Source organism: Pseudoroseicyclus aestuarii, from assembly GCF_003217255.1.
Taxonomy (GTDB): Bacteria; Pseudomonadota; Alphaproteobacteria; order Rhodobacterales; family Rhodobacteraceae; genus Pseudoroseicyclus; species Pseudoroseicyclus aestuarii.
On the sequence record NZ_QJTE01000001.1, the window covers coordinates 926,874 to 952,599 of the forward strand.

Annotated in this window: 25 protein-coding genes; 7 read left to right on the plus strand and 18 right to left on the minus strand. The window is 69.7% G+C overall.

The window, feature by feature from the left end; genetic code table 11:
• The first annotated feature begins 1 nt into the window (after position 1).
• Positions 2–898, plus strand: coding sequence for a tRNA glutamyl-Q(34) synthetase GluQRS (gluQRS, locus tag DFP88_RS04340; protein WP_110813187.1), 897 nt, complete (start codon positions 2–4; stop codon positions 896–898).
• Here gluQRS and hisI read toward each other — a convergent pair.
• The gene (hisI, locus tag DFP88_RS04345) at positions 844–1,203 is read right to left on the minus strand and encodes a phosphoribosyl-AMP cyclohydrolase (protein ID WP_110813188.1); all 360 of its coding nucleotides are present in this window, start codon (positions 1,201–1,203) and stop codon (positions 844–846) included. The two genes, gluQRS and hisI, sit on opposite strands and share 55 nt — an antisense overlap.
• A 64-nt stretch (positions 1,204–1,267) precedes the next feature.
• On the opposite strand from hisI, the gene DFP88_RS04350 reads away from it, so the two are divergent.
• Positions 1,268–1,726, plus strand: coding sequence for an iron-sulfur cluster assembly scaffold protein (locus tag DFP88_RS04350; protein WP_110813189.1), 459 nt, complete (start codon positions 1,268–1,270; stop codon positions 1,724–1,726).
• A gap of 130 nt (positions 1,727–1,856) precedes the next feature.
• Here DFP88_RS04350 and DFP88_RS17450 read toward each other — a convergent pair whose 3' ends face one another.
• The 5 genes from DFP88_RS17450 to sciP all read right to left on the minus strand — a co-directional run bounded on the left by DFP88_RS17450 (position 1,857) and on the right by sciP (position 7,661).
• Positions 1,857–1,982: a hypothetical protein gene (locus tag DFP88_RS17450; RefSeq protein ID WP_281268145.1), complete on the minus strand. Its 126-nt coding sequence runs from the start codon at positions 1,980–1,982 to the stop codon at positions 1,857–1,859.
• A gap of 104 nt (positions 1,983–2,086) precedes the next feature.
• Positions 2,087–4,198, minus strand: coding sequence for an ATP-dependent DNA helicase RecG (recG, locus tag DFP88_RS04355; protein ID WP_110813190.1), 2,112 nt, complete (start codon positions 4,196–4,198; stop codon positions 2,087–2,089).
• A complete protein-coding gene (gene ligA, locus DFP88_RS04360) occupies positions 4,195–6,279 on the minus strand; it encodes an NAD-dependent DNA ligase LigA (protein ID WP_245904674.1) in 2,085 nt (694 codons plus the stop codon). Before ligA ends, recG begins: the two co-directional genes overlap by 4 nt.
• Positions 6,280–6,567: 288 nt before the next feature.
• Positions 6,568–7,287, minus strand: a complete 720-nt coding sequence (gene ctrA / locus DFP88_RS04365) for a response regulator transcription factor CtrA (RefSeq protein WP_110813191.1) — start codon at positions 7,285–7,287, stop codon at positions 6,568–6,570.
• An 89-nt stretch (positions 7,288–7,376) separates the two neighbouring features.
• Entirely contained in the window at positions 7,377–7,661 is a 285-nt protein-coding gene (sciP, locus tag DFP88_RS04370) for a CtrA inhibitor SciP (protein ID WP_110813192.1), read from the minus strand.
• A gap of 150 nt (positions 7,662–7,811) precedes the next feature.
• Between sciP and mnmA the strand changes: the two genes are divergently transcribed.
• From mnmA to DFP88_RS04385, 3 genes are all read left to right on the plus strand, one after another.
• Positions 7,812–8,948 (plus strand): tRNA 2-thiouridine(34) synthase MnmA, encoded by a 1,137-nt coding sequence (gene mnmA / locus DFP88_RS04375; RefSeq protein WP_110813193.1) that lies wholly within the window; start codon positions 7,812–7,814, stop codon positions 8,946–8,948.
• Positions 8,949–9,069: 121 nt separating this feature from the next.
• The gene (locus tag DFP88_RS04380) at positions 9,070–10,005 is read left to right on the plus strand and encodes a ring-cleaving dioxygenase (RefSeq protein ID WP_110813194.1); all 936 of its coding nucleotides are present in this window, start codon (positions 9,070–9,072) and stop codon (positions 10,003–10,005) included.
• Positions 10,002–10,712 (plus strand): alpha/beta hydrolase, encoded by a 711-nt coding sequence (locus tag DFP88_RS04385; protein WP_220032279.1) that lies wholly within the window; start codon positions 10,002–10,004, stop codon positions 10,710–10,712. The genes DFP88_RS04380 and DFP88_RS04385 overlap by 4 nt, the downstream gene beginning before the upstream one ends.
• Positions 10,713–10,731: 19 nt before the next feature.
• Here DFP88_RS04385 and lpxB read toward each other — a convergent pair whose 3' ends face one another.
• The 12 genes from lpxB to pyrH all read right to left on the minus strand — a co-directional run bounded on the left by lpxB (position 10,732) and on the right by pyrH (position 22,667).
• Positions 10,732–11,886, minus strand: a complete 1,155-nt coding sequence (lpxB, locus tag DFP88_RS04390) for a lipid-A-disaccharide synthase (protein ID WP_281268146.1) — start codon at positions 11,884–11,886, stop codon at positions 10,732–10,734.
• Positions 11,883–12,674: an LpxI family protein gene (locus tag DFP88_RS04395; RefSeq protein ID WP_110813196.1), complete on the minus strand. Its 792-nt coding sequence runs from the start codon at positions 12,672–12,674 to the stop codon at positions 11,883–11,885. The genes lpxB and DFP88_RS04395 overlap by 4 nt, the downstream gene beginning before the upstream one ends.
• Complete coding sequence (gene lpxA, locus DFP88_RS04400; RefSeq protein ID WP_110813197.1) at positions 12,671–13,444, minus strand: acyl-ACP--UDP-N-acetylglucosamine O-acyltransferase; 774 nt, start codon at positions 13,442–13,444, stop codon at positions 12,671–12,673. Before lpxA ends, DFP88_RS04395 begins: the two co-directional genes overlap by 4 nt.
• Positions 13,445–13,449: 5 nt before the next feature.
• Positions 13,450–13,938: a 3-hydroxyacyl-ACP dehydratase FabZ gene (fabZ, locus tag DFP88_RS04405; RefSeq protein WP_110813198.1), complete on the minus strand. Its 489-nt coding sequence runs from the start codon at positions 13,936–13,938 to the stop codon at positions 13,450–13,452.
• A 67-nt stretch (positions 13,939–14,005) separates the two neighbouring features.
• Complete coding sequence (locus DFP88_RS04410) at positions 14,006–14,632, minus strand: OmpH/Skp family outer membrane protein (protein WP_110813199.1); 627 nt, start codon at positions 14,630–14,632, stop codon at positions 14,006–14,008.
• The gene (bamA, locus tag DFP88_RS04415; RefSeq protein WP_245904675.1) at positions 14,632–16,956 is read right to left on the minus strand and encodes an outer membrane protein assembly factor BamA; all 2,325 of its coding nucleotides are present in this window, start codon (positions 16,954–16,956) and stop codon (positions 14,632–14,634) included. The genes DFP88_RS04410 and bamA overlap by 1 nt, the downstream gene beginning before the upstream one ends.
• A gap of 130 nt (positions 16,957–17,086) precedes the next feature.
• Entirely contained in the window at positions 17,087–18,421 is a 1,335-nt protein-coding gene (gene rseP / locus DFP88_RS04420) for an RIP metalloprotease RseP (RefSeq protein ID WP_110813200.1), read from the minus strand.
• A gap of 8 nt (positions 18,422–18,429) precedes the next feature.
• Positions 18,430–19,596: a 1-deoxy-D-xylulose-5-phosphate reductoisomerase gene (gene dxr / locus DFP88_RS04425; RefSeq protein WP_220032280.1), complete on the minus strand. Its 1,167-nt coding sequence runs from the start codon at positions 19,594–19,596 to the stop codon at positions 18,430–18,432.
• Positions 19,593–20,435: a phosphatidate cytidylyltransferase gene (locus DFP88_RS17210; RefSeq protein WP_425450804.1), complete on the minus strand. Its 843-nt coding sequence runs from the start codon at positions 20,433–20,435 to the stop codon at positions 19,593–19,595. Before DFP88_RS17210 ends, dxr begins: the two co-directional genes overlap by 4 nt.
• A 7-nt stretch (positions 20,436–20,442) precedes the next feature.
• A complete protein-coding gene (gene uppS / locus DFP88_RS04430) occupies positions 20,443–21,183 on the minus strand; it encodes a polyprenyl diphosphate synthase (RefSeq protein WP_110813202.1) in 741 nt (246 codons plus the stop codon).
• A 39-nt stretch (positions 21,184–21,222) separates the two neighbouring features.
• The gene (frr, locus tag DFP88_RS04435) at positions 21,223–21,786 is read right to left on the minus strand and encodes a ribosome recycling factor (RefSeq protein ID WP_110813203.1); all 564 of its coding nucleotides are present in this window, start codon (positions 21,784–21,786) and stop codon (positions 21,223–21,225) included.
• A 104-nt stretch (positions 21,787–21,890) separates the two neighbouring features.
• Positions 21,891–22,667 (minus strand): UMP kinase, encoded by a 777-nt coding sequence (gene pyrH, locus DFP88_RS04440; RefSeq protein ID WP_110813204.1) that lies wholly within the window; start codon positions 22,665–22,667, stop codon positions 21,891–21,893.
• Positions 22,668–22,780: 113 nt separating this feature from the next.
• Between pyrH and miaA the strand changes: the two genes are divergently transcribed.
• Positions 22,781–23,710 carry a tRNA (adenosine(37)-N6)-dimethylallyltransferase MiaA gene (gene miaA / locus DFP88_RS04445; RefSeq protein WP_110813323.1) on the plus strand — a complete coding sequence of 310 codons (930 nt, stop codon included), beginning with the start codon at positions 22,781–22,783 and terminating at the stop codon, positions 23,708–23,710.
• A gap of 235 nt (positions 23,711–23,945) precedes the next feature.
• The gene (locus DFP88_RS04450; protein ID WP_110813205.1) at positions 23,946–25,595 is read left to right on the plus strand and encodes an ABC transporter substrate-binding protein; all 1,650 of its coding nucleotides are present in this window, start codon (positions 23,946–23,948) and stop codon (positions 25,593–25,595) included.
• Positions 25,596–25,726 lie beyond the last annotated feature (131 nt).

Sequence of the window (25,726 nt, forward strand, 5' to 3'; positions counted from 1 at the left end):
GGTGATCACCCGCTTCGCGCCCTCGCCGACGGGTCCGCTGCATCTTGGCCATGCCTTTTCGGCCCTGACCGCCTGGGACATGGCGCAGCGGGCCGGGGGCGAGATGCTCCTGCGGATCGAGGACACCGACCGGCAGCGCAGCAAGCCCGAGTGGGAGGCGCTGATCGAGATCGATCTCGCTTGGCTGGGGCTGGAGTGGCCGACGCCCGCCCGTCGTCAGTCCGAGCATGAGGACGACTATGCCGAGGCCTTTGACCAGCTCGTCTCGCTCGGCGTGGTCTATCCCTGCAGCTGCACGCGCGGCGATATTCGGGCCGCCCTGTCTGCGCCGCAGGAGGGAGCGCCAGTTTCCGGCCCCGACGGTATCGTCTATCCCGGCACCTGCCGCGGACGCAGCATGGCCTCGCGGCGCGACGGGGACGCCCTGCGGCTCGACATCCGGCAAGCACTCTCGGTCCTTGATGGAAGTATAGCATTTCTCGAGACTGGAGAAGGACTTGCACCCCGTCATGAATGCGATGCGCAAAGCCTGATCGATGGCACCGGCGACGTCGTGCTGGGCCGAAAGGAGACCGGCGCCACCTCTTACCTGCTGGCCTGCGTCTGGGACGATGCCTTGCAGGGCGTCACCCACGTGGTCCGTGGACGCGACCTCTTCGACGCAACGCCGGTGCAGGTGCTGCTCCAAGGCCTTCTGCGCCTGCCGACGCCGATCTATCACCATCACCGCCTGATCCGTGACGAGACGGGTCGGCGGCTGGCGAAGCGGGACGATGCACGCGCCATCGCCCGCTACCGGGACGAGGGCGTACAGCCCGCGGATATCCGGCGCATGGTCGGGCTTCAGCCCTCCGGCGCCATGAGCTCTACCTCCGCCCCGTCCCGCAAGGCCTTGTAGAAGCAGGTTCTTTTTCCCGTATGGCAGGCGGGGCCGGTCTGATCCACGAGCACCAGGATGGCGTCGCTGTCGCAATCGATCCGCATCTCGACAAGCCGCTGCACATGGCCCGAGGTCTCGCCCTTGATCCAGAAGGACTGGCGCGAGCGGGACCAGTAGGTCACGCGGCCGGTCTCCAGCGTCATCGTCACCGCCTCGGCGTTCATCCAGGCCAGCATCAGCACCTCGCCGCTGGCGTGATCCTGGGCGATCACAGGCAGCAGGCCGCGGTCATCAAAGCGAAGTGAAGCGGGATCGAATGACATTCCGCACCTTTTGTTCCTGGGCATCTGCGCCCTAGGTATGGTGCAGCAAAGGAAAGGGCAAACCATGGCCGCCGAGACCGACATGATAAAGCTGTACTCCGCCCGCATCCTCGGCCTCGCCGCCGAGATGCCCCTGACGGAGCGGCTCGAGGCGCCCGATGCGACGGTGCGGCGGCGCTCGCCGCTCTGCGGCTCGACCGTGACGGTCGACGTGGTGGTCGAGGATGGGCGCGTCGCGGCATACGGTCAGGACGTGAAGGCCTGCGCCCTGGGCCAGGCCTCCGCCTCGGTCGTCGGCGCCGCTGTCATCGGGCGGACGGAGGCGGAACTCGTCGCGGCCCGCGATGCGCTGCGCGCCATGCTCAAGGACGGCGGGCCGGTGCCCGCCGCCCCCTTCGAGGGGTTCGAGGTCCTTACCCCTGCGCGCGAGCATCGCAATCGCCACCCCTCGATCCTTCTGGCGATCGAGGCGGTGGCCGAGGCCGTCGCCAAAGCGCGCGAGACCAGCAGGCAAGAGGCCTGATCGACATGAAAAAACCGCCGCGCACCCTATGGGTGGCGGCGGCAGGTGCAGGCATCGGCCCGGGTGCGGATCAGGCAGTCCGCCGCTGCGCCGGGACAGGCGCATGGGCCGAAAGGTCAGTCAGACAGCGTCACATGACCAGTCGAGGCAGGGACAGTGCCCCGACGAACAGAAGCGCGAGAGCGGCCCCCCCCAGGGCATCGGACAGCAAGGTCTCGCGAGAGCGCATCACCGCTGCTTTCAAATCCTGCGCCATGGCTTCCTCCGTTTCGACGCTTCCGTTGCACCTTTGTTCTCACAATCTTCACCACTTGTAAAGAACCCAATGAGAACATCGGAGAACATCTTGCCAACAGGAGGTTAGCCCACGGAAATCAGACGGATCGCCTGATCCTGTTCCATCAGCCACAGAAGCATCCGCACCGCCCGCCCCCTGTCGCTGCTCAGCGTCGGATCGCGCTCCAGCAGGGCACGGGCATCGCTTTGCGCCAGCGCCATCAGCCCCGGCTGGCGCTCCAGGTCGGCAATGCGAAAGCGCGGCAAGCCGGATTGCGCCGTGCCGATCATGTCGCCCGCGCCGCGCATGGCGAGGTCCTCTTCCGAGATGCGGAAGCCGTCCTCCGTCTCGCGCAGGACCTCGAGCCGCCGACGCCCCGTCTCGCCCAGCGGGGCCTGGTAGAGCAGGAGGCAGGTCGACTTCTTGCTGCCGCGCCCGACCCGCCCGCGCAGCTGGTGCAGCTGCGCAAGGCCAAAGGTCTCGGCCCGCTCGATCACCATGATCGAGGCGGCCGGCACGTTGACGCCGACCTCGATCACGGTCGTGGCCACGAGAACCTGCGTCTCGCCGGCGACGAAGCGGGCCATGGCGGCGTCCTTCTCGGCCGGGGTCATCTGGCCGTGGACCAGCCCGACGGCCTGCTCCCCCAGGGCCTGCCGCAGGGTCCTGAACCTCGCCTCGGCCGATATCAGGTCGCTGGTCTCGCTGTCCTCGACCAGCGGGCAGACCCAATAGGCCTGCCCCCCCTCCTGCAGCGCGCGCCGCAGGTTGGCGAGCACCTCGTCCAGCCGCTCGGTCGAGGCGAGCGCGGTGTGGATCGGCTGCCGTCCGGGCGGTTTCTCGTCCAGCAGGCTGACATCCATATCGCCATATTGCGTAAGCGAGAGGCTCCGCGGGATCGGCGTGGCGGTCATCACCAGCACGTCGGCCGCCGCCCCCTTGGCCCCCAGCTCCATCCGCTGGGCCACGCCGAAGCGATGCTGCTCGTCGATGATCGCAAGGCGCAGGTCCTGAAACACCACGTCCTTCTGGAACACCGCGTGGGTGCCGATCAGGATGCCGATCTCGCCCGAGGCCAGGGCCGCCAGGGTCGCCGCCCGGTCGGCTCCGCTGTCGCGCCCCGTCAACCCGGCGATGCGGACCCCCGTCGCCTCGGCCAGGGGGCGCAGGCCCTCCAGGTGCTGGCGGACCAGGATCTCGGTCGGGGCCATCAGCACGCCCTGCCCGCCCGCCTCCACCGCGGTCAGCAGCGCGGCCATGGCCACCAGCGTCTTGCCGGCCCCGACATCGCCCTGGAGCAGCCGGTTCATGCGCTGGTCCGAGGCCATGTCGGCGCCGATCTCCGCGATTGCCCGGTCCTGCGCGCCGGTGGGGGCATAGGGCAGTGCCTCCAGCATCCGCCGCACCAGCCGTCCATCGCCAGGACTGGCGCGCCCCCGCGCGCGGCGCCGCGTCGCGCGGGCCAGGGCAAGGGTGATCTGGTGCGCGAGAAGCTCGTCATAGGCCAGCCGCAGCCGCGCCGGCGCCGAGGGCGAGAGATCCGCCGCCCCCTCGGGCGCATGGGCCGCTGTCACGGCCTCCTTCCAGCCGGGCCAGCCTTCGCGCTCGCGCAGGGGTAGGTCGATCCATTCGGCCATGTCCGGCGCCAGATCGATGGCCCCGCGGGCGCCGCGCGCGATCATCCGGGGCGGAACGCCGCCGATCTGGGGATAGACCGGCTCGAAGAGCGGGATCGCCTCGGCGCGTTCCGGTGGCTGCACGTGATCGGGATGCACCATCTGCCCGATCCCGTCGAAAAGCTCGACGCGGCCCGAGACGAGGCGGCGCTGCCCTGTCGGCAGGATCTTCTGCAGCTGATCGGCGCCAGCCCGAAAGTAGACAAGCGTGAAGGAGGTCTCGGCATCCTCGACGAGGATGCGCCAGGGCTTGCCCTTGGCGCGCGGCGGCTGATGGGGGCCCACGCGCACCTCGACGGTGACCGTGCAGGGCGGCACCACCTCGCGGATGCTCCGGCGCCGGGTCCTGTCCACGCCGCTGCCGGGCAGGGTCAACAGCAGGTCGCGCGGCCGGCCCAGCCCCGCCGCCTCGAGTTGGCGCGACAGCTTCGGGCCGATCCCGGGCAGCGCCGTGACCGAGCCGAAAAGCGGGAACAGCGCCTCGGGGCGCCCCTTCGCGGGCGGCGGCGCCGTGCTCATGCCTCGCCGGCGAGGGCGAGCCAGGCCTGCTCGTCTATCGTCTCGATCCCCAGCTCGGCGGCCTTCGCGCCCTTGGAGCCCGCGCCGGGGCCCAGCACCACGAGGTCGGTGCGCTTGCTGACGGAGCCGGACACCTTGGCCCCCAGCGCCTCGGCCCGGGCCTTGGCCTCGGCCCGGCTCATGTGCTCGAGCGTGCCGGTGAAGACGAGGGTCTTGCCCGCAATCGCGCTGTCCGAGGCCGGCGCCTCGGCCTCCTCGACCTCGAGCTGGGCGACGAGGGCGTCGATGGAGTGCCGCTCCGCCTCCTGGTGGAAGGTCGCGACAAGCTCGGTCGCCATGACGCTGCCGACGCCGTCGATGCCGGTCAGCTCCTCCCAGGCCTCGCCCTGCCCCGGCTCGGCCTTGTCCAGCGCCGCGGCCAGATGCTCCCAGCTGCGGTAATGCCGCGCCAGAAGCTGCGCCGCGCTTTCTCCGACATGCCGGATCCCCAGCGCGAAGATCAGCCGCGCGAGCGGGATCCGGCGCCGCGCCTCGATGGAGTCGAAGAGCTTCTCGGCGCTTTTGGCGCCATAGCCCATGCGGTTCCGCAGCTTCGCAAGCTGGTCCTCGTCGCGCGCGCGAAGGGTGAAGATATCCGCCGGTTCGCGGATCGGCAGCACCTCGTCGGCGTAGAACATCTCGATCTGGCGGGCGCCCAGCCCCTCGATGTCGAAGGCCCCGCGCGAGACGAAATGCTTCAGCTTTTCGACCGCCTGCGCCGGGCAGATGAGGCCGCCGGTGCAGCGCCGGACGGAATCGCCGGGCTCTCGGATCGCGTCGGATCCGCATTCCGGGCAGGCCTGGGGGAAGCTGTAGGGGAGAGAGCCCGCGCCGCGCTTGGCCGGGTCGACATCGGCGATCTTGGGGATCACGTCGCCGGCGCGGTAGACCTGTACCCAGTCGCCTTCGCGGATGTCGCGGCCGCCCCGGATCTCCACGCCCTTGGAATCGCGCCCGGCGATGTAATCCTCGTTGTGCAGCGTCGCGTTCGAGACGACGACGCCGCCCACCGTCACCGGCTGCAGGCGCGCCACCGGGGAGAGCGCGCCGGTGCGCCCGACCTGGATGTCGATGCCGGTCAGCCAGGTCCAGGCCAATTCCGCCGGAAACTTGTGCGCCATGGCCCAGCGGGGCGTGGTGGAGCGGAAGCCCAGCCGCTCCTGGTAGGCCAGGTCGTCCGCCTTGTAGACCACGCCGTCGATATCGTAGCCCAGCGTCGCACGCTGCGCCTCGATGCCGGCATAGACCTCGACCAGCGCCTCTGGCCCGTCGCACAGCCGGGTCAGCGGATTGACCGAGAATCCCAGGGCCTGCAGCCTGTCGAGCGCGGCTTTCTGCGTCTGCGCCAGCGGCTCCGACAGGTTGCCCCAGCCATAGGCAAAGAACCGCAGCGGCCGGCCCCGCGTCACCTCGGGGTCCAGTTGGCGAAGGGACCCGGCGGCGGCGTTGCGCGGATTGGCAAAGGTCTTGGCGCCGGCTTCAGTCTGGCGTTGGTTCAGCGCCTCGAAATCCCGGTGGGTCATGTAGACCTCGCCGCGCACCTCGAGCAGATCCGGGGCCCCGCTGAGCCTGGTCGGGATATCCGCGATGGTGCGCGTGTTGCGCGTCACATCCTCGCCGGTGCTGCCATCTCCTCGTGTCGCGGCCTGGACGAGCTCCCCCTTCTCGTAGCGGAGCGAAAGCGACAGGCCGTCGATCTTCGGCTCCGCGGTATAGGCAAGAGGCGCCTCATCGGAGAGGCCGAGAAAGCGGCGAATTCGCTTGTCGAATTCGGTGATCTCTTCGGCGGAGAAGGCATTGCCGAGAGACATCATGCGCCGGCTATGCGTGACCTTGCCGAAACCGGCTGCCGGCGCATGGCCGACCCGCTGGGTGGGGCTGTCCTCGGCGCTGAGGGCCGGAAAGGCCGCCTCTATCGCGGCGTAGCGGCGCTTGACCCGGTCGTAGTCCGCATCGGACAGGATCGGCTCGTCCTGCGCATGATAGGCTTCATCGGCCTGCGCCAGGATCGGGGCCAGATCTGCGAGTTCCGCCCGCGCCACCTCCTCCTCGAGCGTCTCGGCGTCCGGACGCCGAGCAAGGGCCTTTATCAGCCCCGCAACATCCGTCTCATAAGGGAGAGGCGCGGCCGGCTGGTCGCTTTGGTCCGCTGCCTTTGCTGCCTGCTGCTTGCCTGTTGCCTCAGTCCTCGGCCGAGTCGACTTCTCTGCCACGTCGCGGCCCCGCGCTAACCCTTAATCCGGCCCGTTAGGTAGGCCTGACGGGCCGCCGCGTCCAGCGCGGCGCGGCGGCAGGCGCGGATCATGCGGGCGCCCGCCCCGCGGGGTGGATCAGGCGCCGATGGCCAGCTTCTGATGCGGCGGCGCGGCATTCTCGTCGGGATCGCGCAGCACGTATCCCCGGCCCCAGACCGTCTCGATATAGCTGTTGCCGCCGCTGGCCTGGCTCAGCTTCTTGCGCAGCTTGCAGATGAAGACGTCGATGATCTTCAGCTCCGGCTCGTCCATGCCGCCATAGAGGTGATTGAGGAACATCTCCTTGGTCAGCGTCGTCCCCTTGCGCAGGCTCAACAGCTCGAGCATCTGGTATTCCTTGCCGGTCAGATGCACCGACTGGTTCGCCACCTCGACCGTCTTGGCGTCGAGGTTCACCGCGATCTCCCCGGTGCGGATGATCGACTGCGAATGCCCCTTGGAGCGGCGGATGATCGCATGAATGCGGGCGACAAGCTCGTCCCGGTGGAAGGGCTTGGTCATGTAGTCGTCCGCGCCGAAGCCGAAGCCCTTGATCTTGCTTTCCGTGCCGTCCTCGCCCGAGAGGATCAGGATCGGCGTCTCGATCCGCGCCAGGCGCAGCTGGCGCAGCACCTCGTGGCCGGTCATGTCCGGCAGGTTCAGGTCGAGCAGGATCAGGTCGTAATCGTAAAGCTTGGCCAGATCGATCCCCTCCTCCCCCAGGTCCGTGGCATAGACGTTGAGGTTGGCATGGGTCAGCATCAGCTCGATGCTCTTAGAGGTCGTCGGATCGTCTTCCACGAGCAGGACGCGCATCTCGGCAACTCCACATTACGGCGACAGCTGGCCCCCTTTTACGGGCTGGAAAGTTAATCACACGTTACCGTTTCAATTCTGTTACCGCGTTATCCCTCAGGTTGTCTATACCGGCGCAGCGCCGTGGCCCGCAGCGCGCCGACGCCATGCAGCGTCACCGCCCGCTCCCAGCTTTCCAATTCCTCCTCGCTCAGGTCGTAGGCCTCGAGCACCCAGCGCCGGGACACCAGGCCCGAGGCCATGCCCCGCAGCACCGCCGCCTTGCGCGAGGCGACCCAGCGCCGTGTCGTCGGCGGCGGCATATCCGCGCGCGTCATCACCGTGCCGTCGGGAAGCTTGACGGCACGCGGTCCTTCGATCCGCTTGAGATACATCACAAACCCCTTCTCAGACCCCCGCAGGCTGCATAGCCGCTGCCACTTAAAATGCGGTGAAACGGCGCGGCCCCGGGGTTGGAGCCGGCGCCGCAGAGGCCTATAGTCGCCGCCACTTCGGACCCCGTCCCTTTCTCGAAAGGCCAGCCCATGCCGCTCGATCCCGCGATCAACTCCCTCGGCTTCGCCAAGCCGAAGGCCGAGACCCGCGTCGTCGTCGCCATGTCCGGCGGCGTCGACAGCTCGGTCGTGGCCGCGATGCTGGCCGAAGAGGGCTACGACGTCGTCGGTGTCACGCTGCAGCTTTACGATCACGGCGCGGCGCTGGCCAAGAAGGGCGCCTGCTGCGCCGGGCGCGACATCCACGACGCCCGCCGCGTGGCCGAGACCATGGGCTTTCCGCATTACGTCCTCGACTACGAGAACGTCTTCAAGGAAGCGGTGATCGACGAGTTCGCCGACAGCTACCTTGCCGGGGCGACGCCCGTGCCCTGCATCCGCTGCAACGAGCGGGTGAAGTTCAAGGACCTGCTCGCGACGGCCAAGGATCTGGACGCCGATTGCATGGCGACCGGCCACTACATCCGGCGCGAGATGGGCGATGCGCGCGCAGAGCTGCACCGCGCTGCCGATGCCGCCCGCGACCAGAGCTATTTCCTGTTCTCGACCACCGGCCCGCAGCTCGATTACCTGCGCTTCCCGCTTGGCGGTCTCGCCTCCAAGGCCGAGACGCGGGCCCTGGCGGCGCGCTACGGGCTGTCGATCGCCGACAAGCCCGACAGCCAGGACATCTGCTTCGTCCCGCAGGGCAACTACGCCAGCGTGATCGAGAAGCTGCGTCCCGGCGCCGCCGATGCCGGGCAGATCGTCCATGCCGACGGCCGCGTGCTGGGCGAGCATCGGGGCGTCATCCACTACACCGTCGGCCAGCGCCGCGGCCTTGGCATCGGCGGGCTGGACGAGCCGCTTTACGTCGTGCGCCTCGACGTCGAGGCGCGGCAGGTGATCGTCGGACCCAAGGAGCTGCTCGCCACTCGCACCATCCGCCTCAAGGAGGTGAACTGGCTGGGCGACGATGCCTTCGGCGATCAGCCCGAGCGCGAGCTGCTGGTCCGCGTCCGCTCCACAAAGGCGCCGCAGGAGGCCGTGCTGCGCCCCACTGCGGATGGCGCCGAGGTCGAGTTGCTGACCCCCGAGGAAGGCGTCGCGCCGGGCCAGGCCTGCGTCTTCTACGCGCCCGAGGGCACGCGGGTGCTGGGCGGCGGCTGGATCACCGGCGCCGCCTGATCCGTCCCTTCCGGGGAAATCCCGGCGCTTTTCGCTGTCGCTCAGCTCTCGTCGCCCTAGACTGGGCGGCGAGACACTTGTGGAAGGCTCCGCCCTTCCTGGACCCGAGCGGAGGCATCCCATGACACCGACCGTCCCCGGCCTGCACCATGTGACCGCGATCAGCGGGCCGCCGCAGGCGAACCTCGACTTTTATGTGCGGCACCTCGGCCAGCGGCTGGTCAAACGCACGGTGAACTTCGACGATCCGGGTACCTATCACCTGTACTACGGCGACGAGGACGCGGCGCCGGGCTCGATCCTGACCTTCTTTCCCTTCGTGCAGGCGGGGCCGGGCCGCGCCGGCCCGGGCGCGGCGAGTGCCGTGGCCTATGCCGTCTCGGACCTCGACGGCTGGATCGAGCGCCTCACCGCCGAGGGGATCGACCTAGAGGGGCCCTGGTCCCGGCTGGGAGAGCGCGGCATCGCGCTGAGCGATCCCGACGGGCTGCGCATCGAGCTGATCGAGGGCGGGCTGCGGGACGGCGGCTTTCACTCCGTGACGCTCTGGCTGAAGAAAGTCGAGCCGACGGCCCGCGTCCTCGAGGCGATGGGCTACGCGCAGGTCGAGGAAGACGATGCCGCGACCGGCGGCACCGGCGGGCAGGAGCGGCGCATCCGCTTCCGTGTCGCCGGCGGGGGCCGGGCCGAACTCGTGGATATCGTCACCTCCGACGCGCCCTCGATGCGCCGATCTGGCGCCGGCACGATCCACCACGTCGCCTTCCGCGCCCCGACGCCAGAGGATCAGGCCGCCTGGCGCAAGCGGCTGGCCGAGATCGGGATGGAGGTGACCCCGGTGATCGACCGGCAGTATTTCGACGCGATCTACTTCCGCACGCCGGGCGGCGTGCTCTTCGAGATCGCGACCGATCCGCCGGGCTTCGCCACCGACGAAGAGGCCGCGAACCTGGGCGAAGCTCTGAAGCTGCCGCCGCAATACGAGGCGCACAGGGCGCAGATCGAGGCCGTCCTGCCGAAGCTGACCCTGCCCGAGCGGCGCAGGACAGCGCCGTGAGCGCGGAGGCAAGCCTGCCCGCCCTGACGCGCGGAGAAGGTCCCCATGCCGGGCAGCCGCTGGCGCTGGCCGGCCCGGCGCCGGGGGACGCGCGTCTGGCGCTGGTGATGCTGCACGGCCGCGGCGCAGGGCCGGAGGACATGCTGGGCCTTCACGACCACCTCGGCCTGCCGGATGTGCTGGCCATCGCCCCCGCGGCGGCGGGCCGGTCCTGGTGGCCCGGCAGCTTCCTCGCGCCCCTTGCCCAGAACGAGCCGGCGCTCTCGAGCGCGCTCTCGGTGGTCGCGGCGCTGCTGGCGGATCTGGACCGCGCGGGCATCGGGCCCGAGCGGGTCGTCCTCGCCGGCTTCAGCCAAGGCGCCTGCCTCACGCTCGAGGCCGCGGCCCGACTCTCGCCGCCGCTGCGGGCGGTGGCGGCGCTTTCGGGGGCGCTCGTCGGGATGGGCGAGGCGGAGGGCCCGGTGCAGGCCGCGCTCTACGGCCATGCCGACAAGCGGTTCGACTACGACGGATCGCTCGCCGGGGTGCCGCTGCTGATCGGATGCCACGAGCGCGATCCTCATATCCCGCTGGCGCGGGTGCGCACCTCGGCCGAGGTGCTGGAAGGCATGGGCGCAGAGGCGAAGACCCTGGTGATCCCCGGCTCAGGCCATAGCCTCGTCGAGGAAGAGATCGCCTGGCTCCGGGGGCAGCTGAAGGACGGCTGAGGCAGAAAGCCCCGGCGCGTCACCCTGCCCCGCGCAGCCCCTCGAGCAGGGCGCGCGCCGCGCGCAGCCCCGGCGGCGGCCCGTCGCGGCCCAGCCGCTCCATCGTCAGCGACAGGGCGGCACGCTGCGGCGCGGGATCCGCGATCTGCTGCAGAAGCGCCTCGGCCATGGCCTCGGGGCGGCAGGCCGCGCCGATGAACTCGGGCACCGCGCGGGTCTCGCTGACGAGGTTGACCAGCGTCACGGTGTCGATCCGCATCATCCGCCCGATGATCTGCCGCGTCAGCCATGCCGCGTCGTAGCCGATCACCATCGGCGTATCCGCCGCCGCCAGCTCCAGCGAGACGGTCCCCGAGGCCGCGAGCGCGACATCGGCGGCGGCGAAGGCGGCGCGCTTGACCTCCTCCGCATCCGGCGCCGCCGGGTCGAGGAGGTGCACCTGCGGCCAATCCTGCGCCATCTCGCGCACGAGGCCCGCAACGGGGGCGGCCATGGGCAGCACCACCCGCGCGCCGGGCCGCTGCGCCAGCACCCGGGCCAGCGTGGCGCCGAAGCGCGGCATGAGCCGCGTGACCTCGCCCCGGCGCGATCCGGGCAGCGCCAAAATCAGCGGGCCATCCCCGGCATAGGTCTCGCGAAAGGCGCGGACGGCAGCCGGGCTGGCGACGGGCTCCGCGACGACCGGATGGCCGACGAAGGTGCAATCCATGCCGGCGGCCTGCATGTAGGGCGGCTCGAAGGGCAGCAGCGCCAGCACCTCATCGATGTGGCGCGCCATCTTCACCGCCCGCTTCGGCCGCCATGCCCAGACCGAGGGGGCGACGTAATGCACCGTCCTGATCCCGGGCGCGGCGGCGCGCACGCGGGCGGCGACGCGCAGGCAGAAGTCGGGGCTGTCGATGGTCAGAAGGACATCGGGACGCTCGGCGATGGCGGCCTGCGCCGTCTCCTCGATCCGGCGCAGCAGCGGGCGCAGGCGGGGCAGCACCTCGGCCAGCCCCATGACCGACAGCTCTTCCATGTCGAAGCGGCTCTGCAGCCCCTGCGCGGCCATCTGCGGCCCGCCCACGCCGGAAAAGGTTATTTCCGGCTCGAGCTGGCGCAGGCCTGCCATCGCGGCGCCGCCCAGCCGGTCGCCCGACGGCTCGCCCGCGATGACGAAGACCCGCGTCAAGCGGGGCGCACCCAGAGCGCGATGCCGGCCGCATCCGCCGCGGCGATCACCGCCTCACGCTCCAGCACCATGACGCCGCCGGCCTCGATCACGATGGAGGTCAGGCCGGCGGCGGCGGCACGGGCCACGGTGCCCGGCCCGATCACCGGCAGGTCCACGCGCCGGTCCTGCCCCGGTTTCGGCCCCTTGCAGAGCATCCCCCCGGCGGCGAGATCGCCCAAATGGTCCAGCATCCAGTCGGTGCCCGGCAGCGCCTCGACGGCCAGGCAAAGGCCGCCGCGCACGACGCAGGCCTGCCCGACATCGGCGGCGCCCATCGCGGCAAGGATCGCGGCGCCGCGCTTGGCATCGGGGTCCGCGCCCTTGGGCAGCGGGACGGCGCCCAGCACCCCCTCGGGCGGCAGCAGAGCGGGCGCGACTTCATGCGGGGCGCGGACGGCGAAGCCCTCGCCCTCGAAGACGGCGATCACCGCGCGCAGGGTGGCATCGTCGCCCTGCCCCAGCGCGCCCATCAGCCGCGGCACCAGCGGCATGGTCGCGGCGTCGATCCGCGAAGGATCGATCGCGGGCCGGCTGAGGCCGCCGGCGAAGACCACCTCGGCCACGCCGCGGGCCTTGAGATCCTGCAACAGAGTGCCGAGCGTCTCGACCCGGTAGGACAGACGCTCGTACCCATCGGGGATCTCCGTGGGCATCCCCTCCATCTCGCAGATCAGCGGCGCCTCGAGCCGCTGGGCCAGCGCCGCCGGAAGGCCGCCGGCGAAGGCAAAGAGCGCCTGCCGGCTCATCGCGGCACGAGAAAGTGCCGGTCGCTTCCGGCGAGGATGAAATCGGCGATCTCCTCGACCATGCTCGTGCCGCCGCCGCGCAGCGCCTCGGCTCGCTCGGCGAAGGAGCCGTCGCCGCTACGCAGCGTCTCGAGCGCGGCGCGCAGGGCCGAGACGTCCTCGCGCGGGGTGCCCTTGCGGCGCAGGCCGACGAGGTTCAGCCCCTCGAGCGCGGCATCCTCGCCGTTGACGAGGGCGAAGGGGATGACGTCGCGCGTCACCTTGGACAGCCCGCCGATGATCGCGCCGCGGCCGATCCGCACCCATTGATGCACGCCGGAAATCCCGCCGAGGATCACGTCGTCGCCGATCTGCGCATGGCCCGCGACACCCGAGTTGTTGACCATGATCACGCGGTCGCCCAGCTGGACGTCATGCGCGACATGCACGCCCGCCATCAGCAGGCAATCGTCGCCGATGCGCGTCACGCCGCCGCCGCCCTCGGTGCCGATGTTCACCGTCACATGCTCGCGGATGCGGTTGCGCGCGCCGATGCGAAGCTGCGTCGCCTCGCCGCCGTATTTCAGATCCTGCGGCACCTCCCCCAGCACCGCGAAGGAGAAGACCTCCGTGCCCGCGCCGATCCGGGTGTCGCCGGTCACCACGACATGGCTGCGCAGAACGACGCCCTCGCCCAGGACCACCTTGGGGCCGACATGGCAGAAGGGGCCGATGCTCACGCCATCGGCAAGCTCTGCGCCGGGCTCGACCAGCGCCGTGGGATGGATCATCGCCGTCACCGGGCCGACCCGGGATCGATCATGGCGGCGAACTCCGCCTCCGCCGCGACCTCGCCGTCGACATAGCCGGTGCCGCGGAACCGCCAGACGCGCCCGCCCGGACGGCCGCGCATCACCTCGACATGCATCTCGAGCTGGTCGCCGGGGACGACCTTGCGCCGGAACTTGCAGTTGTCGATGTTCATGAAGTAGATCATCAGATCGCCGTCGATCTTGTTCATCGCGCAGGCGCACATGACGCCGGCGGTCTGGGCCATGGCCTCGATGATCGTCACGCCCGGCATGATCGGCTGGCCAGGGAAGTGGCCCTGGAAATGCGGCTCGTTCATCGTGACGTTCTTGATCCCGACCGCGGACTTCAGCCCGTCGATCTTCGTCACGCGGTCGACCAGCAGGAAGGGGTAGCGATGCGGCAGGATCCGCTGGATCAGCTGGATGTCGGCCTCGGTGATCGAGGCGGCATCGGCGGTGTCGGTATCGGTCATGGCGGTCCCTTCAGGATGTGGCGCTGCTGTTAGCAACTGTCCCGCGGCACGGCAAGCTGGGCGCCCCTCAGGGCTGGGACTGGGGCTGCGGCTGGGCGGGCGCATCGCCGTCGCTGCGCTGGCCGGCCAGATCGGCGCCGTCGCCGATGCTCCGGTCCAGCGCCTCGATGGCGGCATCGGTGATATCGGCCGCGGCGGCGCTGAGAAAGACGCTGCGGCGGTCGAGGATCACGCTGGCGCCGCGGTCGAGCATGAGCTGCCCCAGCGTCGGCCCGGCCGCATCGAGAAAGGCGCCGCGCTCGGCCGAGACCGATTGCTGCAGCGCCCGCTCCTTGGCGTCCTGCTCCTGTCGGATGGCCTGGACGCGGGTGTCGAAGGCCTCTGCCTCTTCGCGGAAGGCGGCCGGATCCATAGTGGCGCGGCGCTCGGTCAGGCTGCGCTCTTCCTCGGTCAGCTGCGCCTCGATGCGGCGGTTCTCCTCGATCAACGCATCGGTGCGGGCGCCGACCTCTTCGCTGACGCGCTGGCCGAAAGCCGTCTCGGCAAAGAGCCGGTCGGTGTCGAGGACAAGGACCGAGGGCGGAACCGCGGGGCCGGTGGCGGGGCCCGCCTCCTCCACGCGCTGCGCGGCGGCGGGTCCCGCCCCAAGCGCCAGCGCGAGGCCGAGGCTCAGCAGGACCCCTCGCCAGCCCATCAGAACTGCGACTGGATCGTCAGGTCGAAGCCGCGCGTCTCGTCCTTGTCCTCGGACATCAGGGCCTCGGTGAAGTTGAAGCGCAGCGGGCCCAGCGGCGTGGTCCAGAACAGCGAGACACCGACCACGGCGCGGGGCGTGTAGTCGTTGTAGAGCACGTCGGCGTCATAGGTCTCGCCCACGTCCCAGACCGAGCCGTAGTCGAGGAAGGCGCCGCCGGAGATCTGGTACTGCTCGGGCAGGCCCAGCGGGAACTCGGATTCCAGCCGCGCGACGGCATAGGTGTTACCGCCAAGGGCGTCGTCGGTATCGGCGTCGCGCGGGCCGATGCCGCCCGACTGGAAGCCGCGCATGATGCGGCTGCCCAGGAAGTAGCGGTCCGTGACGCGAGAGCTGCCCTCGTTATAGTAGAGATGCGCCCCCTCGACCGTGGCGCGCAGCGTCACCTCCTCGCCCAGGACACGGCGCTCGGCGCTGGCCAGGGCCGAGGTCTGGACGAACTGCCGATCCCCGATGCCGAACTCCTGCCCGAAGCGCAGCAGCACGCCCGAGGTCGGGTTGATGCCGGTGCGGCGGGTGTCGAAGGTATAGGTATAGCCGATGGACTGGGTCCATTCGCCGGCATCCTCGGCCTCGTTCTTGATGACCTGGCTGGCGTCATCGTCGACATCGGTGATGTTGTTGTACTCGGTCGCGACATAGAGGCTGAGCCGCCCGTTCTCGCTGACCGGGAAGGCGAACGAGGGCGAGATGCGGAAGGTGTCGGTGTCGTAAAGCCGGCTGCGATCCTCGTCCGACTTGGTCGACCGGTAATCCAGCGAGAAGCCGGCCCTGAGGTCACGCCCGAGGAAGTTCGGCTCGGCGAAATCGAAGCTGAAGATGCGGTTCGACCGGCTGGTCGAGATGTCGAAACCCAGCGTCTGCCCGCGCCCGAGGAAGTTCCGCTCCTGCAGGCCGGCGACCAGCGCCACACCGTCGTCCGAGGAAAAGTTCGCCCCGAAGCTGAGCGAGCCTGTCGGCGCCTCTTCGACGTCGACGTCGATGACCACGGTATCGGGCTGCGATCCGGGCTGCGTGTTGACCGAGGCGTCGCCGAAGTATCCCAGCGCTCGCACCCGCTCCGCGCTCTCGCGGATGGCGCGGGGGTTGAAGGGGTCGCCCTCGACGGTGCGGAACTGGTTGCGGATCACCCGGTCGAGCGTGGTGTTGTTGCCCTCGATGTCGATCCGTTCGACGAAGACACGCTCGCCGCGGCGCAGGTGATAAGTCACATCCAGCGTCAGGTCGCGCGGGTTGCGGGTGATCTCGGGATCGACGCGCAGGAAGTCCACGCCCTCGCGGATCGCCAGCCGCTCCATCCGGGCGATGTCGTCGTCGATGTTGCTGGGCGAATAGTACCGCCCGCCACGCAGCTGCGCGGCCCCGGCGAAGGTATTGGGATCGACGCCGGCATAATCGCTGACGACCGAGACATTGCCGATGCGGTAGCGCGGCCCCTCGGTCACGTTGAAGGTGATGAGGTAGGCGTCCCGCTCGCGCGTGAGGGAGGCATCGACGCTGTCGACGCGGGCATCGGGGAAGCCGCGCGAGTTGTAGAAATCGACCAGCAGCTGGCGGTCGAAGGTCAGCCGGTCCTCGACGAGGGTATCGCTCTGGATGATCTGGCGCAGCAACCCGGCCTGGCGGGTCGCGAGGACGGCGCGCAGCCGCCGCTCGCCGAAGCTGCGGTTGCCGACGAAGCTGATGCGCTCGATCTCGGTGACGCCGCCCTCGGCGATGTCGAAGACCAGATCGACGCGGTTGTCGGCGCGCCGGATGATCGAGGGCATGACCACGGTGTCGATGCGCCCGCGCTCGGCATAGGCCTGCACGATGGCGGCAGTGTCGATCTCGGCCTGCTCGGGGCTGTAGACGCGGCGCTCGATGCTGCCGGTGACCTCGGCCAGCTCCTCGTCGTCGATCCGGGAATTGCCCTCGAAGCTGATGCGGTTGATCGTCGGCCATTCGGTGACGTCGATGGTCAGCGTATTGCCCTGCGGCACCACGTCGACGCTTTCGAAAAGGCCGGTCTGGCGCAGCTGCTGGGCGGCATCGTTCAGCGCCCCGGCGCTGACCGCCTCACCGCGGGTGATGCCGGCATAGCTGAGGATGGTCGCAGGCTCGATCCGCTGGTTGCCGGTGACCTGCACCGTGTCGAAGCGGAAGGACTGGGCCCAGGCCGGCGCCACCAGGGTTGCCGCCGCAAGCGCGCCCGCCATGGCCATTGCGGCCCCGCCGCTGCGCAGCTTTCGACGCGCCGAAGCGCCCGCACCCTTTAGCATCATTCTCGCTGCCCCCGCCTACGGCTTTTGTTGCTCAGGGGCGTACCCATTCGGCCCCGTCTTGTCAAAACCTTGCCGCCTTCGGCGCGAGGGGCGCAAGCGGTTGTGCGCCCTCCCCCGGCCCTGAACCCGGTCAGGGGCAGAGGAAGAGGTCGTTCATCACCGCGAAGACGGTCATCGTCAGGATCAGCGCAAGGCCGACGCTCATCAGCACCTGCAGGGCCTTTTCGCTGGGCGGATGGCCGGTCACGGCCTCCCAGGCGTGAAAGACGAGGTGCCCGCCGTCGAGCACCGGCACCGGGAAGAGGTTCAGCAGGCCCACGGCGGTCGAGAGGACGGCGACGAACCAGATGAAGCTCGACGCGCCCTGGCTGGCCATCGCGCCAGAGGTTTCGGCGATGCCCACAGGCCCCGAGAGATTGCAGGAGGAAATCGCCCCGGTCAGCATGTGCCCCAGCCCCGAGATCGAGGAGCTGACGATCATCCAGAGCTGCGAGACGGCGAGGCTCAGCGCCTCGAGCGGCGGCAGGGGCTCGCTCGCCGCCTCGAAGAAGCTGCCGCTGCCGATGCCCAGCAGCCAGCGCGTCTCGAAACCGCCGCCGGCGCGGGGCATGTCGGTGCTGCGGGCGGCGAGGTCGACCGAGAAGCTCTCTCCGTCGCGCCAGATGCCCAGCTGCATCGGTGCCCCTTCCGAGGCGGTGACGGCCTCGACGATCTGCTCGAAGGCATGGATCGGCTCTCCGTCGAGGCTTTGGATCACGTCGCCGCTGCGCAGCCCGGCGGCATAGGCCGGAGAGCCCGGAGAGATGGAGCCGGCCAGCGGCAGCGCGGGATAGGGCCCGGTCACGACCTGCTCGGCGCCGGCGCGGCGGATAGTATAGTCCACGACCGGGCTGTCGGGATAATCGCCGGTGAAGACGAGCCCCTCCTCGGCCACGGGCTGCCCCGCAACCGCCAGGATCTCGTCGCCCGGCTCCAGCTCGACGTCGTAGGTCTGGGGCAGCGGCTTGAGCGCGGCGATGGTCAGCGGCGTCGCCGGCTGGCCCTGCGACATCATGATGCCGGTGAAGATCAGGATGCTGAGGATGAAGTTGAAGACCGGCCCGGCAGCGACCGTGGCGGCCCGCGCCCAGAGCGGCGCGCCGAGCATGGTCTCGCGCCGATGCCCGCCCTCGATATCCGACAGCTCGATCCCGCCGACCGAGGCGACATTGCTGTCGCCGCTGAACTTCACGTAGCCCCCGAAAGGCAGCGCCGCCAGCTGCCAGCGCGTGCCGCGCCGGTCCATGCGCGAGGCGATGACGGGGCCGAAGCCGAGGCTGAAGACCTCGGCCCGGATGCCGCACCAGCGGCCGACGATGTAATGCCCGAATTCATGCACGGCAACGATCACCGACAGCGCGACGATGAAGGCCACCAGCGTGAAGGCGAGGTTGCCGAACTGAGGGAGCAGCTGCGAGAAATCCAAGGGCTCTCCTAACGCATCGTTAAGGCACAATCGCCGGCAAGGGAGCGTGCCTCCCGGTCCGCTTGAAGAACATCATCGAGGGAGGGGCTGTCAACGCCGCCACTTCGACTAAAGATCAGTCTATCAAGAACTTGTGCAACGACGGGTGCCATCTGGGCAAAGCCGATCTGCCTGTCCAGAAAAGCATCGAGGGCGCGTTCCTTCGCGGCGTTGAAGACGGCGCCCGCAAGGCCGCCCGCCTCCATCACCTGCCGCGCCAGACCCAGCGCCGGGTAGCGCGCCGGATCGGGGGCCGCGAAGTCCAGCCGCCCGGCCTGCACCAGATCGAGCGGCGCCACCGGCAGCGGCGCCCGCTCGGGGAAGTTCAGGGCAAAACCGATGGCATGGCGCATGTCGTGGCTGCCCATATGAGCCAGAAGCGCGCCGTCGGCATGGCCCACCAGCGCATGCACGAGGCTCTGCGGATGGATCACCGCCTCGACCTGCTCCGGGCGCAGGCCGAAAAGCTCTTTCGCTTCAATAAGTTCAAGCGCCTTGTTGAACATCGAGGCGCTGTCGATGGTGATGCGCTGGCCCATGTCCCATGTCGGGTGGGTGCTGGCCTCTTCGGGCGTGGCTTCCTTCAGCCGCTCCAGCGGCCAGTCGCGGAAGGCGCCGCCGCTGGCGGTCAGCACCACGCGGGTCACGCTGCGCATCTCCTCGCCGCGCAGGAGCTGGAATACGGCGGAATGCTCGCTATCGACGGGAAGGATGGTGGCGCCATGCGCCCGCGCGGTCTGCAGGACCAGCGGCCCGGCGGCGACCATCGTCTCCTTGTTGGCCAGCGCCAGCGTGGCGCCCTGGCGCAGCGCGGCGAGGCCCGGCCGCAGCCCGGCGGCGCCGACGATGGCCGACATCACCCAGTCGGCAGGGCGCGAGGCGGCCTCTTCCAGCGCCGCTTCGCCGGCGGCGGTCTCGATCCCGGTGCCGGCCAGCAGCGACGCCAGTTCCGCGTGGCACTCGTCCCAGGCGGTCACGGCCAGCCGCGCGTTCAAGCGCACCGCCTCCTGCGCGAGGCGCGCGACATTGCGACCGCCGGTCAGGGCGACCACTTCGAACCGCTCTGGCTCGCACGCGATCAGGTCCGTGGTGCTTTGCCCGATGGAGCCGGTGACACCGAGGATCGAGACCCTCAAAGGCTTATCCCCGGCAGCAGGCCGATGGCCGAGAAGGCCAGCATGAAGATCGATGCGCCGAGCAGCCCGTCGAAGCGGTCGAAAAGGCCGCCGTGACCGGGGATCAGGGTCGAGCTGTCCTTGACCCGCATCCGCCGTTTGAGCGCGCTCTCGCCGATATCGCCCATCTGGCTGGCAAAGCTCAGCAGCATCGAGATCCAGACGAGGTGCCATCCCGCGTCGTGCCAGATGGCGAAGGCGGCGCCCACGAGGCCGGCGCAGATCCAGCCGGCGCTGGTGCCGGACCATGTCTTCTTCGGGCTGACCTTGGGCCAGAACTTCGGCCCGCCGATCAGCCGCCCGGCGAGGTAGCCGAAGACATCCGTGACCACCACCACGAGGATCAGCCACATCAGCCAGGCCACGCCGAAGTCGTGCCGGAAACTGACAAGGCCCCAGCCCGCGACCTCGATCGCGGCGGCGAAGCACAGGAATGTCAGCCGCTCAGAGCGCAGGACCGCCGCCCCGGCGAGCGGAACGATCAGGAAGAGCAGCAGCATCCAGAGGCCCGGCTCGGCGAGCTGCCCCGACAGCACGCTCGCCACCAGCGCGGCCAGCAGCATGCCCGGTGTCGGGCGCTGCGGCTCGATCATCATCCACAGTTCCCAGACCATGACCGCGGTGACGAAGACCGTGAGCATCTGGAACCAGACGCCCCCCGCCAGCACCGCCATCAGACCGATGACGGCCATGGCGGCGCCCGAGACGAAGCGCACGGTGAAATCGGCCCAGCGGCTTGCCGCGGCGCCCTCGGCCTGCGCGGCGGCGGTGGGCGCCTGTGTCGTGGTCTCCGTGCTCACGGGCGGCTCAGGCCGGCGCCGCGCCGTAGCGGCGCACGCGATTGGAATAGGCCTCGACAACCTTGGCGAATTCGGCGGCGGTGAAATCGGGCCAGAGCGTATCGACGAAGTCGTATTCGGCATAGGCTGATTGCCAGAGCAGGAAGTTCGAGATCCGCGCCTCGCCGCTGGTGCGGATCACCAGATCCGGATCGGGCAGCACGCGGGTGTCGAGGAATCGCGCCAGCGTCTCGGCATCGACATCCTTGTGCGTCAGCCGCCCCTGCTCGATCTCGAGCGCGAGGCGCTGCGCGGCGCGCGTCACCTCGTCCCGTCCGCCGTAATTGATGGCGATGGTCAGGTTCAGGCCGTCGTTGCCGCTGGTCAGCAGCTCCAGCTCGTCCATCAGGCAGACCAGCTTCTCGTCGAGCTTGATGCGGTCGCCGATGAAGCGCACCCGCACCTTCTCGGCCATGAGCGCGCGGGCTTCGCGCTCGATGTAGCGGCGGAACAGCGCCATCAGGCCCGCGACCTCGGTCTGCGTGCGCTTCCAGTTCTCGGTCGAGAAGGCGAAGACGGTCAGGTAGCGCACGCCGAGGTCCGGGCAGGCCTCGACCAGCTCGCGCACCCGCTTGGCGCCGGCGTGATGGCCGAAGAGGCGCGGCCGCCCGCGCAGCTGCGCCCAGCGGCCGTTTCCGTCCATGATGATGGCCACGTGCTTTGGCCCGTCGCCCCGCGGCGCGGGGCTGGCAGTCGTCGTCTCGGGCATCGCCTTACTCCCTTGAGGCCGCGTCCGGGTCGTGCCGTCTCAGACCTGCATGATCTCCGCCTGCTTGGTCTCGAGCTGGGCGTCGATCTGCTTGATGTACTGGTCGGTCATCTCCTGCACCTCGGATTCCCAGAACTTCTGGTCGTCCTCGGACAGGCCGTCGGCCTTGGCCTTCTTGATCTGATCCATGCCGTCGCGCCGCAGGTTGCGCACCGCGACGCGCGCATGTTCGGAGTATTGCGCGGCAACTTTGGTCAATTCACGGCGCCGCTCTTCGTTCAGCTCGGGAATCGGCAGCATGATGATGGTGCCGTTCATCTGCGGATTGATCCCGAGGCCGGAATCGCGGATCGCCTTCTCGACCTTGTTCACAAGGCCCTTGTCCCAGACGTTGATCGTGACCATCCGCGGCTCGGGCACGTTGACCGTGCCGACCTGGTTGATCGGGGTCGGGCTGCCGTAGGCATCGACCATGACCGGATCGAGCATGGAGCCGGAGGCGCGCCCGGTCCGAAGAGAGGCGAATTCCGTCCGCAGGCTGGCGATGGCGCCATCCATCCGGCGCTTGAGGTCGTCAGTATCGAGTTCGAAGTCGTCGGCCATCGTGTCGTTCACCCGCTCCACTTGTAGAGATTGCCACGGCTATACCCGAGGCATGGCCGCAGTTCCACCGCCTCTGTCGGCGCCCGAGGTCCGGCGCCCCGCCCTCAGGCGGTGACGCGCGTGTAGGTGCCCCGCCCGGCGAGGATGCCGCGGAAGCCGCCCGGCTCGTCGAGGCTGAAGACGATGATCGGCAGGCGGTTCTCGCGCGCAAGGGCGATGGCGCTCGCGTCCATGACGCCAAGGTGCTTTTGCAGCACCTCGTCGTAGCTGACGGTCTCGTAGCGCTTGGCATCCGCGTGCTTCTTGGGGTCCTTGTCGTAGACCCCGTCGACCTTGGTGCCCTTGAAGATCGCCTCGCAGCTCATCTCGCTGGCGCGCAGCGTGGCGGCGGTATCGGTGGTGAAATAGGGATTGCCGGTTCCGGCGGCGAAGATCACCACCCGCTTCTTCTCGAGGTGGCGCACCGCCCGGCGGCGGATGTAGGGCTCGCAGACCTGGTCCATCGGGATCGCGCTCACGACGCGGGTGAAGACGCCCAGCTCCTCGAGAGCCGACTGCATCGCCAGAGCGTTCATCACGGTGGCCAGCATGCCCATGTAGTCGGCGGTCGTCCGCTCCATCCCCTGGGCAGAGCCGGCGAGGCCGCGGAAGATGTTGCCGCCGCCGATGACCATGCAGATCTCGGTGCCCATGTCGCGCACCGACTTGACCTCGCGCGCGATGCGCTGGACGGTCGGCGGATGCAGCCCGAACGTCGTATCGCCCATCAGAGCCTCGCCCGAGATCTTCAGCAGGACCCGGCCGAAGGCGGGAGTCTCGGTCTGGTCGGGCTGGGTCTGGGCGGCCGCGCTGGCGGCACCCTCTGGCGCGGTGGGGGTCATCTGGTCGACTCCGGTCGTAAACGGGGTTCTGGGGCTGGGGGCGGCCGTCAATCCGGCGCGGGCAGGATGGAGCATTGCCGGCCGCGGCGCAATGCCGCATCGCGCGCCCTGCTGTGACGGAAGCCCGCTGGAGCGCCCTGGCCCGCGCCGTGCCGCCGGGCCGGCCCGTGCTGATCGCGGGCCCCACCGCCTCGGGCAAGTCGGCGCTGGCGCTCGAGATCGCGGCGCAGGGCGGCGGGCGCATCGTCAATGCCGATGCGCTGCAGGTCTATGCCGACTGGCGCATCCTGACCGCCCGCCCCTCCACGGCCGAAGAGGACGCGGCGCCGCATAGCCTTTACGGCCATGTCGCGCGGGATCGGCCCTATTCCGCCGGCCACTGGCTGCGCGAGGTGGCGCCGCTGCTGGCGGGCGGCGAGAGGCCGATCGTGGTCGGCGGCACAGGCCTCTACTTCTCCGCCCTGACCGAGGGGCTGGCCGAGATCCCGGCGACCCCGCCTGCCCTGCGGGCCGAGGCCGATACGATCCCCCTGCCCCGGCTGATCGAGACGCTGGACGCGCGCAGCCGCGCGGGCCTCGATCTGGCCAATCGCCCCCGCGTGCAGCGCGCCTGGGAGGTCCTGCAGGCCACCGGGCGCGGCATCGCGGACTGGCAGGCCGAGACGCCGCCGCCGCTGCTGCCGCTGGAGACCGCCGAGGCGCTGGTGCTGACGCCCGATCCCGCCTGGCTCAATGCGCGCATCGCGCGCCGCTTCGACGCCATGCTGGGCGGCGGCGCGCTGGACGAGGCGCGGGCGGCCCTGCCGCATTGGGCGCCGCCGCAGCCCTGGACCCGCGCCATCGGCGCGCCCGAGCTGATCGCCCATCTGCGCGGCGAGATGGATTTGCCCGCGGCGCGCGAGGCCGCGGTCATCGCCAGCCGGCAATACGCGAAGCGCCAGCGCAGCTGGTTCCGCAGCCGAATGCGGGCCTGGACCGCCGTCGATCCGGCAACCGGCGCGATCCTCGAGCGGGGTCTTCCTGCTCCGGCCGGGCGCGGCTGATCAATAATCAGGCACTGCGCGCAGAGGATCGGCAGCTGCGGCGAGTTTGCCCGGCAAGGTTGTTGACGGAATAGTTTGCGTGCGACACATCATGTCGCAAACAGACCATCCGGTACGGCGCCCAGGCTCCCAGGATCGGCCGGGACCACATGCAGCGCAGACTGCAGCCGGGCCCAGGGAGGCCGAGAGCGCGCCGCAAAGCGCCGGTCGCGACCGACAACAGGGAAAAAAGACGATGACGCAGACCAAGACGCCGGGATCCTCCGTGCACCCCGCGGCCCTCATGTACGCCGAGGAGCACAGGTCCGGAAAGCTGAGCCGCCGCGAGTTCCTGACCCGCAGCACCGCGCTTGGCGTCTCCAGCGCCGCCGCATGGGGCCTGATCGGCCTGCAGCAGCCGGCGCGCGCCCAGGACGAGCCGGTCGAGGGCGGCACGCTGCGCATGCAGATGCAGACCAAGGCCCTCAAGGATCCGCGCCTCTCGGACTGGAGCCAGATCGCGAACTTCTACCGCGGCTGGCTCGACTACCTGGTGGAATATCAGAACGACGGCTCCATCCGCGGCATGCTGCTCGAGAGCTGGGAGGCGAACGAGGACGCGACCGAGTTCACGCTGACCGTCCGCCAGGGCGTCACCTGGAACAGCGGCGATCCCTTCACCGCCGAGGACGTGGCCCGCAACATCACCCGCTGGTGCGACAGCACGGTCGAGGGCAACTCCATGGCCGGGCGCATGGGCACGCTCGTCGACCGCGAGACCGGGCAGGCGCGCGAGGGCGCGGTCGAAGTCACCGGCGATCACACCGTCGTCCTGCACCTGCAGGACCCCGACGTCGCGGTCGTCGCCAACATGACCGACTATCCCGCCGCCATCGTCCACAGCTCCTACGAGACCGGCGATCCGTCCGAGGACCCCATCGGCACCGGCCCCTACCTTCCGGCCGAGAACCAGGTCGGCGTGCGGCAGGTGCTCGAGCGGAACGCGGACCACACATGGTGGGGGACAAAGGTCTACGGCGGCCCCTACCTCGACCGGATCGAGTACATCGACTACGGCACCGATCCCGCCGCGACGCTGGCCGCAGCCGAATCCGGCGAGATCGACGCCACCTACGAGACGACCGGCGATTTCGTCGAGATCTTCGACAGCATCGGCTGGATCCCCTCCGAGGTCGTGACTGCCGCGACCATCACGGTCCGGCTGAACCAGAACAGCGCGCCTTACGACAGGGCCGATGTGCGCCGCGCGGTGCAGATGGCGGTCGACAATGCCGTGGTGCTCGAGCTGGGCTACAATGATCGGGGCGAGGTGGCGGCGAACCACCACGTCTGCCCGATCCATCCCGAATACGCCGATATCGGCCCCGCGGAGCATGACCCCGCCGGCGCGCTGGCGCTGATGGAAGAGGCCGGCGAGGCCGATCACACCTTCGAGCTGATCTCGCTCGACGATGCCTGGCAGGCCGCGACCTGCGACGCCGTGGCGGCGCAGATGCGCGACGCCGGGCTGAACGTCGAGCGCGCGGTCCTGCCCGGCTCCACCTTCTGGAACGACTGGCTGACCTATCCCTTTTCGGCCACGGAATGGAACATGCGCCCCTTGGGCGTGCAGGTGCTGGCGCTGGCCTACCGCTCGGGCGAGGCCTGGAACGAGACCGCCTATGCCAACCCCGACTTCGATGCCGCGCTGGCCCGGGCGATGTCCGTCGCCGATGCCGAGGCGCGCAGCGAGATCATGGCCGAGGTCGAGCAGATCCTGCGCGACGACGGCGTGGTCGTGCAGCCCTTCTGGCGCTCGCTCTACCGGCACCACACCGAGGCGGTGCACGACATGGAGCAGCACCCGACCTTCGAGCATCACCACTACCGGTGGTGGATGTCCTGATCCGCTGATCGCCGCCGGCGTCCCCGCCTTTGGGCGCCGGCGGCCCATGTCTTCCGCCCAGACCCGTCCCGCCGCCCGAGGCAGGCGCCGCCGCACCGGCGGGCGCCGCAGGGACCCGACCCCGCCCGAAG

Coding starts and splice junctions, on each gene's coding strand:
- hisI (WP_110813188.1), bottom strand. CDS start 1,203: ATGTCATTCGATCCCGCTTCACTTCGCTTTGATGACCGCGGCCTGCTG.
- DFP88_RS04350 (WP_110813189.1), top strand. CDS start 1,268: ATGGCCGCCGAGACCGACATGATAAAGCTGTACTCCGCCCGCATCCTC.
- DFP88_RS17450 (WP_281268145.1), bottom strand. CDS start 1,982: ATGGCGCAGGATTTGAAAGCAGCGGTGATGCGCTCTCGCGAGACCTTG.
- recG (WP_110813190.1), bottom strand. CDS start 4,198: ATGAGCACGGCGCCGCCGCCCGCGAAGGGGCGCCCCGAGGCGCTGTTC.
- ctrA (WP_110813191.1), bottom strand. CDS start 7,287: ATGCGCGTCCTGCTCGTGGAAGACGATCCGACGACCTCTAAGAGCATC.
- sciP (WP_110813192.1), bottom strand. CDS start 7,661: ATGTATCTCAAGCGGATCGAAGGACCGCGTGCCGTCAAGCTTCCCGAC.
- mnmA (WP_110813193.1), top strand. CDS start 7,812: ATGCCGCTCGATCCCGCGATCAACTCCCTCGGCTTCGCCAAGCCGAAG.
- DFP88_RS04380 (WP_110813194.1), top strand. CDS start 9,070: ATGACACCGACCGTCCCCGGCCTGCACCATGTGACCGCGATCAGCGGG.
- DFP88_RS04395 (WP_110813196.1), bottom strand. CDS start 12,674: ATGAGCCGGCAGGCGCTCTTTGCCTTCGCCGGCGGCCTTCCGGCGGCG.
- lpxA (WP_110813197.1), bottom strand. CDS start 13,444: ATGATCCATCCCACGGCGCTGGTCGAGCCCGGCGCAGAGCTTGCCGAT.
- fabZ (WP_110813198.1), bottom strand. CDS start 13,938: ATGACCGATACCGACACCGCCGATGCCGCCTCGATCACCGAGGCCGAC.
- DFP88_RS04410 (WP_110813199.1), bottom strand. CDS start 14,632: ATGGGCTGGCGAGGGGTCCTGCTGAGCCTCGGCCTCGCGCTGGCGCTT.
- bamA (WP_245904675.1), bottom strand. CDS start 16,956: ATGATGCTAAAGGGTGCGGGCGCTTCGGCGCGTCGAAAGCTGCGCAGC.
- uppS (WP_110813202.1), bottom strand. CDS start 21,183: ATGCCCGAGACGACGACTGCCAGCCCCGCGCCGCGGGGCGACGGGCCA.
- frr (WP_110813203.1), bottom strand. CDS start 21,786: ATGGCCGACGACTTCGAACTCGATACTGACGACCTCAAGCGCCGGATG.
- pyrH (WP_110813204.1), bottom strand. CDS start 22,667: ATGACCCCCACCGCGCCAGAGGGTGCCGCCAGCGCGGCCGCCCAGACC.
- DFP88_RS04450 (WP_110813205.1), top strand. CDS start 23,946: ATGACGCAGACCAAGACGCCGGGATCCTCCGTGCACCCCGCGGCCCTC.